Genomic DNA, 18,806 nt, shown 5'->3' with positions numbered 1-18,806 from the left:
GGGATCCGGTCATGAAGTTCACCAAGCTGAGGGTCCTGGGCTTCAAGTCCTTCGTTGAGCCCACCGAATTCATCATTGAACGCGGCCTGACCGGTGTCGTCGGACCCAATGGCTGCGGCAAGTCCAACCTTGTCGAAGCCATGCGATGGGTGATGGGCGAAAACTCCTACAAGAACATGCGCGCTTCGGGCATGGACGACGTGATCTTCTCGGGCTCCGGCAACCGCCCGTCCCGGAACACCGCCGAAGTCGGGCTCTATCTCGACAATTCCGACCGCACCGCGCCCGCAGCTTTCAACAATTCCGACGAGATCCAGGTTACCCGCCGCATCGAGCGCGAATCCGGCTCGGTCTACCGCATCAACGGCAAGGAAGCCCGCGCCAAGGATGTGCAGCTTCTGTTTGCCGATGCCTCAACCGGGGCGCGATCGCCCTCGATGGTCGGGCAGGGGCGTATCGGTGAACTGATCCAGGCCAAGCCGCAGGCCCGCCGGCAGCTGCTCGAAGAGGCCGCCGGCATTTCCGGCCTGCATTCCCGCCGCCATGAGGCGGAACTCAGACTGCGTGCGGCGGAAACCAATCTCGAACGGCTCGACGACGTCACCTCCGAGCTTGAATCGCAGGTCGAAAGCCTCAAGCGCCAGGCCCGCCAGGCCAACCGCTTCAAGATCCTTTCGGCGGAAGTGCGCCAGGCGGAGGCAACGCTTCTGCATCTGCGCTGGTCGATCGCCAAGGGTCAGGAAGGCGAGGCCGAGAGCGCGCTCGCCCAGGCCACATCCCGGGTCGCCGAACTGGCGCAGGCGCAGATGGAGGCTGCCAAGGACCAGGCCGTCGCGGCCCACAAGCTGCCCGAACTGCGCGAAGCCGAAGCCTCCGCCGCGGCAGCCTTGCAGCGGCTGCAGATTGCCCGTACCCAAATCGATGAGGAAGCCGAGCGCATTGCCCGCCGCCGCGAGGAACTCGACCGCCGTATGGCGCTGCTCAAGGCCGATATCGAGCGCGAGGAGCGCCTGATCGCCGACAATGACGGCATCATGAAGCGGCTCTCCGAAGAAGAGGCCGAGCTCAAGTCGCTACTGGAAGGCAGCGGCGAACGCTCCGCGGCTTTGAAGGCAGCCTTGGAGGCAGCGCAGGCCAGGCTTTCAGAAAGCGAGGCCTCGCTTGGCATCGTCACCGCCGAGCGCGCCGAAGCCTCAGCCGAGCGCACGCAGCTTGAACGGCTGATCCGCGAGGCATCCGAACGCAAGGCCCGTTTGCAACGCCAGATCGCCAGCCAGGATGCCGACCTTGGTGCGATCGCCGGAAAGATCGCCGGGCTGCCCGATCCGGCAGAGAAACGGCGGGAGACCGAGGCCGCCGAGAATGTGCTTGCCGATGCCGAAAAGGCGCTGGCCGAAAGCGAACAGGCTCTTGAAGCCGCACGTGAGACCGAGACCGCATCCAGGCAGCCGGTCACCGAGGCCAGAGCCCGGCTCAATGCCATCGAGACCGAGGCCAAGACCATCGCCCGCATGCTCAATGCGGGGCAGGGCTCGGACCAGTTCCCGCCCGTGGTCGAGCAGATAAAGGTCGACCGCGGCTACGAGACCGCGCTTGGCGCAGCTCTTGGCGATGATCTTGATCTGCCGCTGGATTCCGCAGCGCCGGCTCATTGGGCCAGAATGGAAACCGCAGCACAGGATGCAGCGCTGCCCGATGGTGTCGCGCCGCTCTCCATCCATGTTCGCGCACCACAAGAGCTAGCCCGCCGGCTGGCCCATATTGGGCTGGTCGCTGATGAAGATCACGGCAAGCGCCTGCATTCGTCTCTCAAGCCCGGGCAGCGTCTGGTGACCCGTGACGGCGCTGTCTTCCGCTGGGACGGCTATGTCGCGTCCGCCGATGCGCCCACCCCCGCAGCCCTCAGGCTGGAGCAGAAAAACCGGTTGGCCGACCTCAACGAAGAAGTCGGCGTTGCCACCAGGACGTTGCGCGGGGTGGAAGAGGACCTGGCACGCAGCGAGGCCGCGGTCACAGCCAGGGTCAATGAAAGCCGCGCGGCGCGCGATCACATTCGCACGGCCAGCCAAAGCCTGACCCGGGCCCGTGACGAACTGGCGAGCGCCGAACGTGCCTCCGGCGAACTTGCGAACCGCAGGGCCGTGCTGACCGAATCCCGCGCTCAGGTCAGCGCACAGCTGACCGAAACCGTCGAGGGACTTGAACAGGCTGAGCAGTCGCTCAGAGCCTGCCCGGATCTCGCCGGACTCGATGCAGCCCTTGCCCAGGTCAATGCTCAGGTTGCCACCGATCGCGGCGCTGTTGCCGAGGCCCGTGCCGCCCATGAAGGGCTCGAGCGCGAGAACGCCGCCCGCGCCCGCAGACTGGCCGCGATTGCTACGGAGCGCACCAGCTGGCTTGAACGGGCCGCCAATGCCGAAAACCATCTGGCCGCCTTGCGCACCCGTTCCGACGAGGCGGCGGCGGAAGTGGCAGGGATTGCCGAGGCCCCCGATGAACTCGCCGCCCGCCGGCGTCAGCTGATGAACCAGCTCTCCGAAGCCGAAAAACGCCGTCAGGAGGCCGCCGACAAGCTGGCCCTGGCCGAGAGCAAGTCTCGTGAAGCCGACAAGGCGGCCACCGAGGCCATCGGCGCGCTGTCGCAGGGACGTGAAGGCCGCGGCCGCGCCGAGGAACGTCTGATGGCAGCCAGGGAACGGCGCGATGAGGGCGAGGCGCGCATTCGCGAGGCGCTCAATTGCGAACCGCACGAAGCGCTGAGACATTCCGGCCTGACCGCCGATGCGCCCTTGCCCGATCCGGCGCAGGTCGAGCGCAATCTCGAACGTCTGAAGATCGAACGCGAACGCCTGGGCGCGGTCAATTTGCGCGCGGAGGAAGAGCAGACCGAACTCTCCGACCGGCTCAATCTGATTGTCACGGAACGCGAGGACGTCATCGACGCGATCAAGAAACTGCGCGCCGGCATCCAGAGCCTGAACAAGGAAGGCCGCGACCGGCTGCTCGTCGCCTTCGACATCGTCAATGCCCAGTTCCAACGCCTGTTCACCCATCTGTTCGGTGGCGGCACAGCGGAACTGCAGCTCATCGAATCCGACGATCCGCTGGAAGCCGGTCTCGAGATCCTTGCGCGACCGCCGGGCAAGAAGCCGCAGACCATGACGCTGCTGTCGGGCGGCGAACAGGCGCTGACTGCTATGGCCCTGATCTTCGCGGTGTTTTTGACCAACCCGGCGCCGATCTGCGTGCTTGACGAGGTCGACGCGCCGCTCGACGACCACAATGTCGAGCGCTTTTGCAACCTGATGGACGAAATGGCAGCCTCCACCGAGACCCGCTTCGTCATCATCACACACAATCCGATCACCATGGCCCGCATGAACCGCCTGTTCGGCGTGACCATGGCCGAGCAGGGCGTGAGCCAGCTGGTGTCCGTAGACCTGCAGACAGCCGAACAGATGCGCGACGCTGGTTAAACCTATCCGTGCTGGCGTTGCCGCTTGCAAATGGATTGACCGCTTTTACCCAATGCAGATACTTCTGCTCTGCGGCTCAGGTCTATCCTGACGTTTCAAAGACGTGCTGGGGGATTTCATGACTTTTGTTTTCTGGATTCTGTTTGTTCTTTTGGCCTTGCTCGCTGTCGGTTGGCTCTGGACGAGAAGTATCGCAGCCAGGGCGGAGAAAGCTGTTCCCGCCGCAGGGCAGCGCATTCCGGTGACAGGCGGCGTGATCCACTACACCGATGAGGGGCCCCGCGATGGTCAGCCGCTGGTTCTGATCCACGGTCTCGCCGGCAACATGCACAATTTCAGCTATGCACTCGCCGACCATTTGGCTTCCGATTTCAGGGTGATCACCATCGACCGGCCCGGGTCCGGCTACTCCACCCGCGACCGCGACGAATTGGCGGAATTGCCTGCCCAGGCTGCGATGATCGGCGAGTTCCTTGACAAGCTCGGTATCGAGCGGCCGGTTCTGGTAGGCCATTCCCTTGGCGGTGCGCTGTCGCTGGCAATAGCCCTTGACCAGGGTAACCGGATAGGTGCGCTGGCACTGCTGAGCCCGCTCACGGCAGCCATGCCGGGACCACCTGACGTCTTCAAGCCCCTGGTGATCCGGTCAGCGGTTCTCCGCCGGCTGATTGGCAACACGATTTCCGTCCCGATCGCAAAGCTGACCAGCGCGACGGTCGTCTCGCAGGTCTTCGCACCGGAAAAGGCACCTGCAGATTTTCTCATCCGGGGAGGCGGCGTTCTTGGCATGCGGCCTTCGTCCTTCATCGGAGCCTCGGCCGACTTGCACGGAGTGACCCGGTCTATGCCCGCCCAGGAAGCCCGTTACGCAGCTGACCTAAGAGTTCCGGGCGGGATTCTCTTCGCGGCGGAGGATGCGTTGCTCTCGCCGGCTCAGCACGGACGGCCCATGCAGGCCCATGGGCTTGAGTTCGAGGAAGTGCCCGGTTGCGGGCATATGCTTCTCATCACCGCACCGGAGGCCTGCGCCGACTTTATCCGGCGGATGGCGGCCGTAGCCCGACAGCCGGTGGCTGTCGGGCCGTCGGACCAGGATATTACAGTGCCACTATCAGCGCGTTGACCACCCGGTCCTGGGTTTCGTCGTCCAGGTAGGGATGCATCGGCAGGCTGAGAACGCTGCCGGCCAGCATGTCCGTCACAGGCAGTTCGCCACCGGCGATGCCGTGGTGGCTATAGGCATCCTGGCGGTGCAGCGGCTTGGCGTAGTAGACCGCACTCGGCACACCTTCGTTTTTCATCCTGGTCTGGATGGCGTCGCGGTCGGCGGCTTCCGGCAGCTTGATGGTGTACTGCGCCCAGACCGACTGCAGCCCTTCCGGCACCACCGGCGTGGCGACATGGTTCTTGAGCAGCGATGTGTAGCGCGCGGCAATCCGGTTGCGGGCTTCGATTTCGTCGTCGAAGATCCTCAGCTTCTCGATCAGGATCGCCGCCTGCATGGTGTCGATGCGGCCGGTCATACCGACGCGCACATTGTCATACTGGTTGGCGCCCTTGCCGTGAAACAGGATCGAGCGCAGCACCTCGGCGAGCTCGGCATCGTCGGTGAAGATCGCGCCGCCATCCCCGTAAGCGCCAAGCGGCTTGGCCGGGAAGAAGCTGGTCGCCGTCGCCATCGCCAGCGTCCCGACCCGGCGGTTGTGATAGCGCGCGCCATAGGACTGCGCGCCGTCACCGAGCACCCACAGCCCTTCGCGCGAAGCGATTTTCGAAACCGCGTCGTAATCGGCCGGCACCCCGAACAGATCGACCGGGATCACGCCCACCGGCTCGTGACCTGCGTCGCGTGCATCAGCAATGGCTGTTTCAAGCGAAGCGGGATCCATGTTGAAGGTGTCTGCGTCGACATCGACAAACCAGACATGCGCCCCAAGCCAGGCCACCACTTCGGCGGTCGCAACAAAGGTAAAGGCCGGGCAGAAGATCGCCTGTCCCGGACGCACGTTCTTGGCCATCAGCACCATTGCCAGCGCGTCCGTGCCCGAGGAGCAGGCGATGGCGTGGCTGGCGCCGCAATGAGCTGCGAGCTGCGATTCAAGCTCTGCAACCTCGGGCCCCATAATGAACTGACCATGATCCAGCACTGCACTTATGGCTGCATCGACACGGTCCCTGATGCGCAGCTTCTGGGCGCCGAGATCAACGAAGGGGACTGGTTGAAGGGGTGCAGACGACATGATGCAAGTGCCTCGGGGCTCTCACCGGATCCGGTTTCCGCCCGCGAGCCCTCAAGGCGGCCGGAATCGTCTCCTGTTAATGCGCTGTGCTTGCCGGGTCCAGTGTGAGTTTTTCCGATGGCCGGGAAAACCTTGCCGATGCCATCACTTTGCGTTGCTTCTGGTGATGCCCCGTGACAGCTGCCTTAGAACTGCGGGTATTGCCACTGCTCGGCACTCGCCTTGAAAGGCCCCGAATGTGACAGCGAAACTCTTGCCGCGCGTGGGCTGGTTTGATCGATTTAGTCGGCTTATTGGCAAGATTGCGCATTGTAATTCACGTCTCATACGCTAAGCACCCCAGACAGGGGTTATGGAAAACTGCGTCCTGCCGGTTCGGCCGCCGCCCGGAAAACCGGTAATGGCAGCCTCGGACTGGCAGCGGTGGCGGTTTCGGACGAGGCCGGTATTGGACGAGGAAGGTCGACTGATGACGAAGTGGGTCTACACTTTTGGGGACGGGCAGGCTGAAGGTTCCGCCGCCGATCGCAATTTGCTGGGCGGCAAGGGCGCCAACCTCGCGGAAATGTGCAATCTCGGACTCCCGGTTCCTCCGGGCCTGACGATCACCACCGACGCCTGCGTCTGGTACTACGACAATGGCCGCAAGATGCCCGACGGGCTTGAAGCGGCGGTCACCGATGCACTGGTCAAGGTCGGCAAGATCGCCGGCCGCGCCTTTGGCGATCCCGAAAAGCCGCTGCTGCTGTCCGTTCGGTCCGGTGCCCGCGCTTCGATGCCGGGAATGATGGACACGGTACTCAACCTTGGCCTCAACGACGACACGGTACTGGCCGTGGCGCGTGATTCCGGCGACGAGCGTTTTGCCTTCGACAGCTATCGCCGTTTCATCCAGATGTATGCCGATGTCGTGATGGGGCTCGACCACGAGGTCTTCGAGGAAATCCTCGAGGACGAGAAGGCCCGGCTCGGCCATGAACTGGATACCGATGTGAGCGCCGGGGAATGGCGCGAAGTCATCGCCCGCTACATGGCCACCATCGAGGAAGAGCTGGGGGTTCCCTTTCCGCAGGATCCGCATCAGCAGCTCTGGGGCGCGATCGGCGCCGTTTTTGCCAGCTGGATGAATGCCCGCGCCATCACCTACCGTCAGCTGCACGACATTCCTGCCACTTGGGGAACGGCCGTCAATGTCCAGGCCATGGTGTTCGGCAATCTCGGGGATCAGTCCGCCACCGGTGTGGCCTTTACCCGCAATCCCTCGACCGGCGCCAAGGAGCTTTACGGCGAGTTTCTCGTCAACGCCCAGGGCGAGGACGTGGTCGCCGGTATTCGCACGCCTCAGTCGATCACCGAGGCGGCCCGCATCGAATCCGGCTCAGACCGGCCTTCGCTGGAAAAGCTGATGCCGGAGGCCTTCGCCGAGTTTCTGACCATCTGCGACCGGCTTGAGAACCACTACCGCGATATGCAGGATCTCGAATTCACCATCCAGTCGGGCAAGCTGTGGATGCTGCAGACCCGGTCCGGCAAGCGGACGGCGAAGGCGGCGCTGAAGATCGCCGTCGACATGGCCGGCGAAGGGCTGATCTCACACGAGGAAGCGGTCTTGCGCATCGATCCATCGTCGCTCGACCAGTTGCTGCACCCGACCATCGACCCGCATGCCGCCCGAGACATCATCGGTTCCGGCCTGCCGGCATCCCCCGGGGCGGCCACCGGCGAAATCGTCTTTACCTCCGACGAGGCCGTCGAGGCAGCCAAGACCGGCCGCAAGGTCATTCTGGTGCGGGTGGAAACCAGCCCGGAAGATATTCACGGCATGCACGCCGCCGAAGGCATTCTCACCTCCCGCGGCGGCATGACCAGTCACGCGGCGGTGGTCGCCCGTGGCATGGGAACCCCTTGTGTTTCGGGGGCAGGCGGCCTGCGCATCGATGCACGAAACGGAACGCTGGTGTCCCTTGGCGCCACGCTCAAGGCCGGCGACGTCATCACGCTCGACGGCTCCACCGGACAGGTGCTCAAGGGCGCAGTCGCCATGCTGCAGCCGGAACTATCGGGCGATTTCGGCCGGATCATGGAATGGGCTGATGCCGCGCGGAGAATGAAGGTCCGCACCAACGCCGAAACCCCAGCCGATGCGCGCGCTGCGCGCTCCTTCGGTGCTGAAGGCATTGGTCTGTGCCGCACCGAGCACATGTTCTTTGAGGGCGACCGCATCACCGCCATGCGCGAGATGATCCTGGCCGGTACCGAAGGTGGTCGCCGCACCGCACTTGCCAAGCTCTTGCCGATGCAGCGCTCGGATTTCATCGAGCTGTTCGAGATCATGAAGGGCCTGCCGGTCACCATCCGCCTGCTCGATCCACCGCTGCACGAGTTCCTGCCCAAGACTGATGAAGAGATCGCCGAAGTGGCGGGCGTTATCGGGGTTTCGGTTGAAAAGCTCAGCCAGCGGGTCGATGAACTGCACGAATTCAATCCGATGCTTGGCCATCGCGGCTGCCGCCTGGCGATCTCCTACCCGGAAATCGCAGAGATGCAGGCACGCGCGATCTTCGAGGCCGCCGTCGAAGCCGCCAAGTCCACCGGTGCGCCTGTGGTGCCGGAAATCATGGTGCCGCTGGTCGGCCTTCGCGAGGAGCTTGATTTCGTCAAGGCCCGGATCGATGCCGTCGCCCGCGAAGTCATCGGTGAAGCGGGGGTCGACATCACCTATCTCGTCGGCACCATGATCGAGCTGCCGCGCGCGGCCATTCGCGCCCATGCGATCGCTGAAGTCGCCGAATTCTTCTCCTTCGGCACCAACGACCTGACCCAGACCACCTTTGGCATTTCGCGCGACGATGCTTCCTCCTTCCTGATGACCTACCAGCAAAAGGGCATCATCGAGCAGGATCCGTTCGTCACGCTCGACATAGACGGCGTTGGTGAACTGGTGCGGATCGCGTCCGACAAGGGCAGGGCGACCAGGCCCGACATCAAGCTGGGCATCTGCGGCGAACACGGCGGCGACCCGGCTTCGGTAAAATTCTGCGAGCAGATCGACCTCGACTACGTCAGCTGCTCGCCCTTCCGCGTGCCGATTGCCCGGCTGGCCGCTGCACAGGCCGCCATCGAAAAGACCCGCCATCCCTGATCGAGCGGAGAAGCGGCGGAGCTTCAGTGCGGTGATATATCCCCGCAAGGAATTGCGTTCCAAGAAAGCTCGTTATTGAGGAAGAAAAAACCTGTCGGAGTGTCCGGGCTGTAAGTCCGGCCCCTCCAATGGGTCTCAACGTATTGTATTTTACAGATGCAATTCACGGAGATTGAAGCAATGGACCTCGTCCCTCTGATCGACCTCATCGGCGAGCCGCAGACCGCACTCGTGGGCGGCCTGGTTCTCGGACTGGTCTTCGGCGTCTTCGCCCAGCGCAGCCGCTACTGCACCCGCTCGGCTGTTCTCTCCGTCATGGGGGAAAGTGACCTCAAGCCGTTTGCCACCTGGGCTGCCGGTTTTGCCGCCGCCGTTCTGGCCGTGCAGCTGTTGCTCGGCGCCGATATGATCAATGTCGACGAGACCCGCTTCTTCTCCACTGCGCAGAGCCTGTCCGGCGCCCTGATCGGTGGCCTGTTGTTCGGCATCGGCATGGTGCTGGCGCGCGGTTGCGTCTCGCGGCTTCTGGTGCTCGGCGCCTCGGGCAATCTGCGCGGCATCTTCTCCATTGTCATCATTGGTGTGACCGCGCTTGCGACCTATAGCGGCGTGCTTGTGCCGTTGCGTGATGGTATCGGCAGCCTCTGGAGCACAGCGGCCATTGGTGGCAACGACCTGCTCGTCCACGCTGGCCTTGAACGCTGGGCCGGCACCGCGCTTGGCGGTGTGCTTGCCGTCATTGCGCTTGGCTTCGCATTCAGGTCAAAGCTCTCGGTCTGGAGGCTGTTCGGCGGCATCATGATCGGCCTTACGGTGGCCGCCGGCTGGTACTTTACCTGGCAGCTTTCGACCCAGGTGTTCGAGCCGATCCAGGCCGAAAGCCTGTCCTTCATCCGCCCTCTGGCCACTACCGGCGAACTGGCGCTGGAAAGCGGTTTTGCCGGTCTCGACCAGGGTGTGCTGATCGGTGCAATCGTGGGAGCGTTCGTGGCCGCACTATTGTCGGGCGAATTCCGCATCTCGACCTTTGCCGAGCCTGGCGTGCCGTCGATCTGGCGCTACGCCGCTGGATCGGTGCTGATGGGCTTTGGCGGCATCCTTGCAGTCGGCTGCACCATCGGTGCTGGCCTCACCGGCGGTTCGGTGCTCGCCATCTCGTCGCTGCTCGGACTGGCCTCGATGATGTCCGGCGCGGCGTTGGCCCAGCTGGTGCTGCGCTCGACAGTGCGCCAACAGGCAGGCACAGCCCAGGTTATTCCGGCGGAGTGATGACAAGCCTTTCTGCTCCGGCTTCGACAGCAAGGCGGGGCAGGGCGGAGAGCCGTTCCCACGCGGCCCGGTCCTTGATCGCCACCACCGGACAGTCGATCCCGTAGAGCATCTGCGCCACAAGCGCACCGGTGGTGATGATGGCATCCTCGTCGAGCAGGATGATTGACGCTGGCGCCGTCCCCAGCCGGATAGCCTCGGCCAGCACGGACGCCCCGGAGGACGAGCCGCGGCCGCGTTCCATGAACAGCACCGTGCCGCTGAGGCAGGCGCCGTGCTGAGTGTGGAACCTGTCGATGACTTTGCCGCTCGAGCTGTCGAACCCGCCCCAGAAGCTCAAAGGCTCATCCAGCGCCAGAACCGGCCCGGCTGCGTTGCCGGATACCAGGCTGCGCGCGCTCATGCTCTGACCACCCGCCCGGCCTTGGCCGACAAAAGCGTGTCGGCAAGTGTCCCAAAGGCCACGTCGACACCGAGATTGCCGGGCGCGTAATAGGCCCATTTGCCGGAATTGGTCATCACCGCGCCCGAGAGATCGCGGATGATCGCAGTGACATAGGTGCAGGTGTCTACCACCAATGTGACACCGGCCGCCTCCAGTCGTTGCGCCTGCCCGTCGCGACTGAGCTGCTCATATTCATGCCGCCCGGTGTTGATATAGACCGGAACCGCAAACGGCGCGAGATCGAGCATCGGCATCAGCCGGTCGAATTCGCTGAGCGAGAAATGTGGTGTCCCAAGCGCCACCGCTGTCAGCGCGGCAGCATCCTGCACGGTGCTGAGATTCTTCAGAATCTTTAAAACCTCTCCTGGCCCCAGCCGCGCCACCACAGGCACCTCCTGTCCGCCGGTCGCTGTCTTGAGGTCCGGCGCCTCGGGTGTCAGGCCGACTGCATGAAACATGGCAACGCTGCCAGCTGATGCCGCCGCGGCACCGAGCGCCTTGAGATCGTCTTCGCTGGTTGATCGGGGCAGGCCGGTGATCGCGGCGATGGCATCGCCGCAATGTTTGCCGACGAAGAGCCCCGCGGCAACCGCGAGGCCGCCGGCCTGATCCGGCCCGGCATGTTCAAAACCATCGATGTCCACGACCACCCGGGCGCGCCGGTTCTCGCGGCGGTGCAGCCCGTAATCCGGCACCCGGCCCGTAAGCGCGCAGGCAAGATCGATGAAGTCCCCGTAACGGTTGGTCCGTGCGCCGATCACCGAATTGGCAAACACGATGGCGTTGGATTCTGCCCAGGCGAGTTGATCCCCGAACCGCGGCCGGAGCAGGGTCTGGTACGGTGCGCAGGTAAAGCTCGGCGTGCAGCCAAGGTCGACATGCGCTTCCATCAGCCGCCGGCCGGCAGCGCCGAGCTCTGCATCTCCGATGAACAGCTCTGGATGGATGAGGTCGACCGACCCGACATTGAGCGTGGTGGGAACCTTGACCCGGCCCTTGAGAGCCACGAACCGTTCAACAAAATCCAGGCTCGCCTGGCCGTGATAGAGGCAGCCGTCGACATGAGCGCTGGCGCAGGCCAGCAAGCGGGGCGCGCCGACCGCTTCGGCAAATCTCAATACCAGCTGCATTGCATCCGCAGCGGCGGGGCCGTGGTCGCCGTCAAGAATCTCGTGGTCGGTTGTACTCAGCTCCACTGCTCATCCCCGCCGCCTGCCTTCGGCGGGACACTAACCGCTACGCCGCTTCTCGAAAAGGCTGGGAGCCGGCGCTCAAAGTTTTTCCAGCACCGAAACGAAGGCCCGGGCAAACTGGACCAGGCCCAATGTTGATTCATCCGCCTCGACCGCTTCTACCCGGTCGCCATTGCTGCTGAGCAAAACCAGCCCGAAGCGTCCGCCCTGATCGCGCGACAGGCAGACAACCGCGATCCGCTGTGCATCCTCGACAAGTCCGGAAGCAGGGAGGTCGAACAGGTATTCGCCCCCGATCTCCCTGGCTGCATCGCGCACGGCGTCGGAAAATCCGCGGTCGGCGATGTCGCTGAGATCGAGTGCAAGCTCGAGCTCGACCAGTTCCAGCGCCAGCGGTGTTGTCCGTGCGGGCGTGTGCTCTTTTTGAAGTCGGGAGGAACTGTGAGCCTGTGCAGTCCTGTGCTCAGGTGCAGGCCTGGGCAAGCCTTGCATCGGCATCGGTTGGGTGTCTGCCGCCATGGCGGATCTCCTTCGCAAAGTGAAACCTGTTTGGTCTCATCTGCCCCCCGGGTCAATTTTTGCCCGCAAGCGTGGCTGAAGTGAGGCGCTTGCCGCGGCAGCCGCGAAGCGCTAATGAATTCAACCACAATCAGACGCGCATCCCGCGCTCCATATCTCCCGGAGACTTGGCCGCGCCATGCCGTTCCGACCCGAAAGACCACGTTCGATTGCCGCTGCCTGGTCGCGCAGGCTGGGACGGTTTGCCGTTCTGCTTGCCCTCGTTGCCGTGATCCTGCACCGCGTGGGCATGCTTGAACTGCCGAACACCGTCGCGGCTGTGCTGCTCGCCACCGTGCTTGCAACAATTGTGCTGGGCCTGTCCGTCATCGGGTTCTTCATGCTCTGGCATATCGGTGCCAAGGGCGGTCATGCATCCTTCAGCGGCATGGTCATGGCACTCATCATTCTGATTCCCGTTGGCCTGGCGGCAAGCCGTTTCGTGCTGCTTCCCCCTATTCACGACATTGCGACCGATGTGAAGAACCCGCCCGAATGGCTGGAAAAGCCGGAATTCGAGCCTTCCTGGATTCCCCGTGCCGACGGCACCCGGCCGGAAGCGCGCCAGCAGCAAACAGAGGCCTACCCACAGATCACAGGCCGGCGCTACGAAGGCGCGATCGATCGCGTGTTGCTTGCTGTTCAGACCGTGGCCCGTGACAGGAAATGGACCCAGGTTGCCAATGTCGGTGTCGAGGCGCTGGCCGATGGTCTCGAGCCGAACACGGACGACGCAGAGAAAAGAGAGGAGGCTCGTAGTTCCAGTGGTGAGGCCGACCCGGCACGCGCACCATTGCCCGCGCCACGGCCCGATGTCGAGGATCTGGCGCTTGCCCCCATACCGAATTTTGCGGTGATCCAGTACCGCACCAGAACGCTGGTGCTCGGGATTCCGCAGGATGTTCTGATCCGCCTCTCCGAAGAAGAGCAGACGACCTTTGTCGATATGCGCGCAGCCACGCGGGATGGCGACCATGATTTCGGCATCAATGCCGCTTTGATTCGCGGCTTCCTGCGGGATCTCGATCTGCAGCTTCTCGGCATCGCCGGCGGCTGAGAAGGCAAGTCAGGCGGGTCGGTATTCACCCTCGATCGAAGGCGGGCCGTTGGTGATCACTTCGCCGCGCCCGACCAGGTCTTCAAGATGCGCCAGCACCGACAGCGCTGCCGCACCATGCAGCCGCGGGTCGGTCTCGCGGTATATCACCTTGACCATGTCGGCGATCAGACGGTCGCCTTTTTCGACACGGCTCAGCACCGCGCGTTCGCGCATGATTCGGTGGGTTTTCAGTGCGCGCACGAACTGACGTGGCTTGCGCACCGGGCCACCGTGACCGGGCAGGTAGAGGCTGTCATCGCGCTCCGACAGCATGTCGAGCGAGGCCAAGAAATCACTCATCGCGCCGTCCGGCGGCGCAATGATCGATGTCGCCCAGGCCATCACATGGTCGGCGGAAAACACCACCCCCGTGCCGGAAAGCGCGAAAGCTGCGTGGTTGGCGGTGTGGCCGGGGGTGTGCAGCGTCTCGATCGACCAGCCGTCGCCTGATACGACGTGTCCATGAGCGGCGGCGATGTCGGGCGCGAAATCCATGTCCGCACTTTCCTTCAGCGGATTGACCTCGCCGGTGTAAAGCGGACGCGCTGCCCGGTGCGGTCCTTCGGCAACGATTGTTGCCCCGGTTTCGGCCTTCAGCCGCGCAGCCAGCGGCGAATGATCCCGGTGGGTGTGGCTGACGAAGATATGGCTGACCGGACGCCCGGCGATTGCTGCCAGCAATGTGCGCCAGTGGCTTTCGTCGTCCGGACCGGGATCGATGACCGCAAGCGTGTCGCGTCCGACCACATAGCTGTTGGTGCCGTGAAAGGTCAGCGGCCCCGCATTGGGGGCCGTAACCCGCAGGATGTTGCTGCCAACAGCAACGGCCTCGCCGTGAGCGGGCTCGAAAGTCTTGTCAAATTCCGGTTCGGTCACACGTGTCTCCGGTTTCCGGCCGCATGCGGCTGCATCAGGCCGGGTGGCGCCGCCATTTGTGGACGGGCATGGATTTGCGCCGGACTGTCTTGCTGTCAGGCGGTGAAGTCAATATACCGATTTGAACGAGCGGCCGCTTTGGCCAGCTCTTGCGAAATTTCTGGAGACCGATCCATGGCTACTGTTCCTGCCCGTTCCTTCGTGCAATCCATGGCGCCTGAAGGTGCCGCCGCCCGTTACGCCACCTATGGCGCGCTTGTCCTGTTCGGCAGCATGCTGATTGCGGTCGCCGGTAAGGTGACCGTTCCGTTCTGGCCGGTCCCGGCAACGCTGCAGACGCTGGCCATCTTCGTCATCGCAGCCACTTTCGGCCGCAAGCTGGCGCTGGCGACATTGGCTGCCTACCTGGTCGAAGGCGCTGCCGGTCTGCCGGTCTTCACCAATGGCGGCGGGCTGGCCTATTTTGCAGGTCCCACAACCGGCTATCTCGCAGGCTTCGTTATTGCCGCCGGCCTGACCGGCTGGGCCGCCGACCGCGGGTTTGACCGAAATGCCTTCAAGCTGTTTGCCGTCAACCTTCTCGGCACCGCCATCATCCTGCTGCTCGGTGCCGCCTGGATCGCTATTGTGTTCGGAGCCGACAAGGCGCTGGCCTGGGGCGTTGGTCCGTTCATCGCCACCGACGTGATCAAGGCAGCGCTGGCCGCGGCCGTGGTTCCCGCCGGCTGGCAGATCGCCAACCTGTTCCGCCGCTGAAGACTGCCATTCGCCTCAAGGCCCGCAAGGGCCGGCGATTGAGGATTTTGAAACCCGCACCGCGACCGCGCCGTGCGGGTTTCTTTTTTGATGGAAAATCCTCAGACTCGAAGAGTTTCGGTGCTTGTGATAGCGCGCGTCTTTTGCTATCCCCGCCTTGCTTCCGGTCATCTCCGGAACGCGGACCGGCGCAAATCTCCGTCCGGTCACGATGTTGGGGTATAGCCAAGCGGTAAGGCAGCGGTTTTTGGTATCGCCATCCCTGGTTCGAATCCAGGTACCCCAGCCACTCTCTCATTGATGCTGAGCACTGCCGTTCCGGACCGCATCTGCGCGGAGCGGAGTAGTTTCAAGGAATTGCGATGATTGGTCTGGACAGCTTCGGCGACCTCTCGGCACTGGACCTGGGCGAATTTGCGCCCAAGCCCACCACATTCACCGAAGGTCAGGTCGAGGCTGCCAAGCAGCTCTGGGTGTCGGAAAATGGCTTTACCAAGATGGGCGTGTGGGAATGCACGCCAGGGCGTTTTTCCGCTGACCGGACCAAATCCTCGGAAATCTGCCACATTCTTTCCGGTTCTGCGACGGTCGTGGGCAAGCAGGGCGGTGACGAGCGCCGGATCGGCCCTGGCGACGTACTTGTCCTCCCTCTCGGCTGGGAAGGCGAGTGGACCATCCACGAGCAGCTGCGCAAGACCTACGTGCTCACCAGCGCATCTTGACGCAGGCCCGCTGGCAGGCTTGCAGCTGTTCTCCGCGGCCTGTAATCCTTGGCCGGTCGCAAAGCGGGCGAGGAATATGGTCGGGACACGGCAATTGTTGAGCAGATCTGGACTGGTGCGCCTGCTGTGCGCGCTGTCGCTGCTGCTTGTCGGCTTTGCCCACAAGCCCGTTTCTGCTTCTGCAGCCCCGTCCGCCTATGCCGGCGTCGATATTGCCGACTATGTGCTGCCGGACGGCACGCTTCCCGATCTCTGCCTCAGCGGCGAAGAAGATGGCCACCATTCCGGCCCCGATCATTGCGAAGCCTGCCGGATTTTCGGCTCGGCCGATATTCCGGCCCCCGTTGGCGGTTACCTCGTCAATTCCCTGAGCCCGGCTCAGCACCTGACATCTCGGCAGGATGAGCGTCCTGTTCGCTCGATTTTGAGCCCCGGCGCCTCGCCGCGCGGGCCGCCTCTCTCTCACGCCTGATCGTCGTCCGATCGCCATGATCCGCGACTGCTGCGGACATCGCGCGTTACCGGTTCGATACAGGCGCACGCCAGCCAATCCCCTGTTTTCAAAGCCTGTTCTGCGTCGGTTGACGTGACCCGGCTGTCATCAATCCCGCCCCGAAAAGGGCATTCATCAGAAAGTCAAAACCCATGAAACGCTTCGCCACTGTCCTTTCCGCAGCCATTCTCGGCCTGTCGTCGGCCGTTGCCTCGGCCCATGATTACAAGCTCGGCGCGCTCGAGATCGAACACCCCTTCGCGCGCGCAACACCGCCCAACGCCCCGGTTTCGGGTGGATACATGACCATTCACAACAGCGGTGAGGAAGCCGACCGGTTGATCTCCGGCGAAGCAAGCTTTGCCGACCGCCTCGAAATCCATGAGATGAAAATGGAAGGCGACGTGATGAAGATGCGCCAGCTCACCGATGGTCTCGAAATTCCGGCCGGTGGCGAGGTCGAGCTCAAGCCCGGTGGCTATCACATCATGTTCATCGGCATCGACAGCCAGTTCAAGGACGGGGAATCCCGCTCAGCGACGCTGACCTTCGAAAAGGCCGGCAGCATCGAGGTCGAATTCAAGATCCAGGACATGAGGGCAATGCATGGCCACGGCAAAAAACACGGTGACGAGGCCATGGAGCACGGTGAAATGGACCACAGCAAGATGGACCATGGCAAGATGAAGCAGGACCACTAGGCGATGTCGAACTCTGGTTCAAACCGGGCGATGAGAACCGGGATCGGGGCGGCGCTGGCCGCCCTTTTCCTGCTGATTGCGGGTTTTCTCGGCTGGCAATATTCGGTCCGGGGCACCGACCAGTTGCTCACCGCCGCCCTCAAGCTCGGAACCGATTTCACGCTTGTCGACCACGATGGCAATCCGATCACCCAGGAAGCCTTCGCCGGGCGGCCCACCATGGTGTTCTTCGGTTTCACCCATTGTCCCGAGGTCTGCCCGACCACGCTTTATGAAATGGCGGGCTGGCTCGAGACGCTGGGGGAGGAGGGCCGCGATCTGCAAGCCTTCTTCATTTCCGTCGATCCGGAACGCGATACCCCGGAGATCATGAAGGCCTATGCCGAAGCCATGACGGACAGGGTCACCGGCATCACCGGTGACCCGGACGAGATCGAAAAGGTCATTGCGGCCTGGCATGTCTATGCCGCAAAGATCCCTACCGGCGACGGGGATTACACCATGGACCACACAGCATCGGTGTTCCTGATCGACGAGAACGGTGCGTTCAAGGGCACCATCGCCTATGGCGAGAATCGCGAGATGGCCATCGCCAAGTTGAAACGGCTGGCCGGATAGGTTCAGTCAGCCGCCGCCCGGTCGGCGATCAGGCTCCCGTCTTCCAGCGCGTCGCCGGGATACAAAAGCACCTGGTCGCCATCGCTCAGCCCGGACAGGATCTCGGCGCGGCGATCGGTCATGTGCCCGATCCTGACCGGCGTGACCCTTGCCCTTCCATCCATCATCCTGAATACAGCCCAGTCGCCGCCATCGCGATAGAGCGCACTGACAGGCACCTGCGTGACGGCCTCGGACGACCAGATGATCAGCCTGGCGATGACCCGGAACCCATGGCCAAGATCGGCCGGCGGCGGGTTCTTCAGCGCGATGATGGCGTTGACCCGCTGTTCAGCGATTCCGAGCGCCGAGACCTTGGTGAAGCCCGAGGGTTCAATGCGCTCGACAGTGGCGTCAAGCGCAGTCGGGCCACCCCAGTCGGTAATCTCCACCGGGCTGCCGGGGCGGACCCGCACGGCGTCGGCCGACAGCACATCGACGGTGACTTCAAGATCCGAGGGGTCGCCCACCTCCGCGATCAGCTGACCGACTGTGACTGGCTGTTCGCTCTTGGCGTTGAGCGACAGGATGATGCCGTCAATCGGCGAGGCGATGTTGACGCAGCAATCGCCGTTTGCCTCGTCGGGGCTTGTTTGCCCGGGCTGGGCCAGCCGTGCCTGGGCACCGGCAAGTTCCGCCTGCCGCAGCGTGATCATCGCTTCTGCGGAACGAACCTGAGCTTCGGCGAGATCGAGCTCACCCTCGATCTTTTCGAGCTGGCTTTGCGAGACGATGTTGGTCGCGGCAAGCTTGATGGCCCGGTCGTGGCTGGCACGCGCCAGAACCTCAGCGGTGCGGGCGCGCGTGAGTTCGACCTCGGCCACCGCAACGCTCGAACGCGCCGCATCGATCGCCGCCATCAGTTCCGTGCGTGTGCGGGTGTCGAGAAATGGCGGATCGAGCGGATGGATCGCGGCGATGCTCTCGCCCGCCGCGATCGGATCGCCGACCGAATACTCGATCCGGTCGAGATGTCCAGCAATGGGGGAGGAGACGGCGTAGACATTGCGGATACGGGTAATCCCGTCCTCGGCGACCACGACCTGAAGCGGGCCGGTTTCGACCGCGGCGAGGTCGACAAGGATCGGCTTCTCGCCGAAGGCGACATAGAGCACGCCGCCGATCGCTGCGGCGACCGCCACTCCAGCGAGACTCTTGGCAAGTACAGAGGCCATGGTT

Annotated in this window: 16 protein-coding genes and 1 tRNA gene; 11 read left to right on the top strand and 6 right to left on the bottom strand. The window is 63.5% G+C overall.

Features of this window, described 5'->3' with window-relative positions:
- Positions 1-11: 11 nt before the first annotated feature.
- Both smc and CRO46_RS12610 read left to right on the top strand, forming a co-directional pair.
- Complete coding sequence (gene smc, locus CRO46_RS12615; RefSeq protein WP_097108119.1) at positions 12-3,476, top strand: chromosome segregation protein SMC; 3,465 nt, start codon at positions 12-14, stop codon at positions 3,474-3,476.
- A 118-nt stretch (positions 3,477-3,594) separates the two neighbouring features.
- Positions 3,595-4,599, top strand: a complete 1,005-nt coding sequence (locus CRO46_RS12610) for an alpha/beta fold hydrolase (protein ID WP_097108118.1) — start codon at positions 3,595-3,597, stop codon at positions 4,597-4,599.
- Here CRO46_RS12610 and CRO46_RS12605 read toward each other — a convergent pair.
- Positions 4,574-5,716: a DegT/DnrJ/EryC1/StrS family aminotransferase gene (locus CRO46_RS12605; RefSeq protein WP_097108117.1), complete on the bottom strand. Its 1,143-nt coding sequence runs from the start codon at positions 5,714-5,716 to the stop codon at positions 4,574-4,576. The two genes, CRO46_RS12610 and CRO46_RS12605, sit on opposite strands and share 26 nt — an antisense overlap.
- Before the next feature lie 469 nt (positions 5,717-6,185).
- Between CRO46_RS12605 and ppdK the strand changes: the two genes are divergently transcribed.
- Both ppdK and CRO46_RS12595 read left to right on the top strand, forming a co-directional pair.
- Complete coding sequence (ppdK, locus tag CRO46_RS12600) at positions 6,186-8,858, top strand: pyruvate, phosphate dikinase (protein ID WP_097108270.1); 2,673 nt, start codon at positions 6,186-6,188, stop codon at positions 8,856-8,858.
- A 180-nt stretch (positions 8,859-9,038) separates the two neighbouring features.
- Positions 9,039-10,127 (top strand): YeeE/YedE family protein, encoded by a 1,089-nt coding sequence (locus tag CRO46_RS12595; protein ID WP_097108116.1) that lies wholly within the window; start codon positions 9,039-9,041, stop codon positions 10,125-10,127.
- On the opposite strand, the gene CRO46_RS12590 is transcribed toward CRO46_RS12595, so the two are convergent.
- From CRO46_RS12590 to CRO46_RS12580, 3 genes are all read right to left on the bottom strand, one after another.
- Positions 10,111-10,530: an aconitase X swivel domain-containing protein gene (locus tag CRO46_RS12590; protein ID WP_097108115.1), complete on the bottom strand. Its 420-nt coding sequence runs from the start codon at positions 10,528-10,530 to the stop codon at positions 10,111-10,113. The two genes, CRO46_RS12595 and CRO46_RS12590, sit on opposite strands and share 17 nt — an antisense overlap.
- Complete coding sequence (locus CRO46_RS12585) at positions 10,527-11,768, bottom strand: aconitase X (protein WP_097108114.1); 1,242 nt, start codon at positions 11,766-11,768, stop codon at positions 10,527-10,529. The genes CRO46_RS12590 and CRO46_RS12585 overlap by 4 nt, the downstream gene beginning before the upstream one ends.
- A 75-nt stretch (positions 11,769-11,843) precedes the next feature.
- Positions 11,844-12,284 carry a hypothetical protein gene (locus CRO46_RS12580; protein WP_097108113.1) on the bottom strand — a complete coding sequence of 147 codons (441 nt, stop codon included), beginning with the start codon at positions 12,282-12,284 and terminating at the stop codon, positions 11,844-11,846.
- A gap of 178 nt (positions 12,285-12,462) precedes the next feature.
- Here CRO46_RS12580 and CRO46_RS12575 point away from each other — a divergent pair, with 178 nt between their 5' ends.
- Positions 12,463-13,380: a DUF1499 domain-containing protein gene (locus CRO46_RS12575; protein ID WP_097108112.1), complete on the top strand. Its 918-nt coding sequence runs from the start codon at positions 12,463-12,465 to the stop codon at positions 13,378-13,380.
- A 9-nt stretch (positions 13,381-13,389) separates the two neighbouring features.
- Here the strand turns inward: CRO46_RS12575 and CRO46_RS12570 are convergent, their stop codons facing one another.
- A complete protein-coding gene (locus CRO46_RS12570; RefSeq protein ID WP_097108111.1) occupies positions 13,390-14,298 on the bottom strand; it encodes an MBL fold metallo-hydrolase in 909 nt (302 codons plus the stop codon).
- A gap of 174 nt (positions 14,299-14,472) precedes the next feature.
- On the opposite strand from CRO46_RS12570, the gene CRO46_RS12565 reads away from it, so the two are divergent.
- The 6 genes from CRO46_RS12565 (at position 14,473) to CRO46_RS12540 (ending at position 17,588) form a co-directional block, all read left to right on the top strand.
- Positions 14,473-15,054, top strand: a complete 582-nt coding sequence (locus CRO46_RS12565; protein WP_097108110.1) for a biotin transporter BioY — start codon at positions 14,473-14,475, stop codon at positions 15,052-15,054.
- Between the two features lie 215 nt (positions 15,055-15,269).
- Positions 15,270-15,343, top strand: a tRNA-Gln gene (locus tag CRO46_RS12560).
- A 73-nt stretch (positions 15,344-15,416) separates the two neighbouring features.
- Positions 15,417-15,776 (top strand): cupin domain-containing protein, encoded by a 360-nt coding sequence (locus tag CRO46_RS12555; protein WP_097108109.1) that lies wholly within the window; start codon positions 15,417-15,419, stop codon positions 15,774-15,776.
- A 94-nt stretch (positions 15,777-15,870) separates the two neighbouring features.
- Positions 15,871-16,248: a hypothetical protein gene (locus CRO46_RS12550; RefSeq protein WP_143439031.1), complete on the top strand. Its 378-nt coding sequence runs from the start codon at positions 15,871-15,873 to the stop codon at positions 16,246-16,248.
- A 173-nt stretch (positions 16,249-16,421) separates the two neighbouring features.
- Positions 16,422-16,970, top strand: coding sequence for a copper chaperone PCu(A)C (locus tag CRO46_RS12545; RefSeq protein ID WP_097108107.1), 549 nt, complete (start codon positions 16,422-16,424; stop codon positions 16,968-16,970).
- A 3-nt stretch (positions 16,971-16,973) separates the two neighbouring features.
- Positions 16,974-17,588, top strand: coding sequence for an SCO family protein (locus tag CRO46_RS12540; RefSeq protein ID WP_280176267.1), 615 nt, complete (start codon positions 16,974-16,976; stop codon positions 17,586-17,588).
- Positions 17,589-17,590: 2 nt separating this feature from the next.
- Here the strand turns inward: CRO46_RS12540 and CRO46_RS12535 are convergent, their stop codons facing one another.
- Positions 17,591-18,802 carry an efflux RND transporter periplasmic adaptor subunit gene (locus tag CRO46_RS12535; RefSeq protein WP_097108105.1) on the bottom strand — a complete coding sequence of 404 codons (1,212 nt, stop codon included), beginning with the start codon at positions 18,800-18,802 and terminating at the stop codon, positions 17,591-17,593.
- Positions 18,803-18,806: the final 4 nt, after the last annotated feature.

Origin of the sequence: Parahoeflea halophila (genome assembly GCF_900220985.1) — a bacterium.
GTDB lineage: Bacteria > Pseudomonadota > Alphaproteobacteria > Rhizobiales > Rhizobiaceae > Hoeflea > Hoeflea halophila.
Note: the sequence above shows the minus strand (reverse complement) of the source record. Positions and strands in the feature narration are given on the sequence as shown.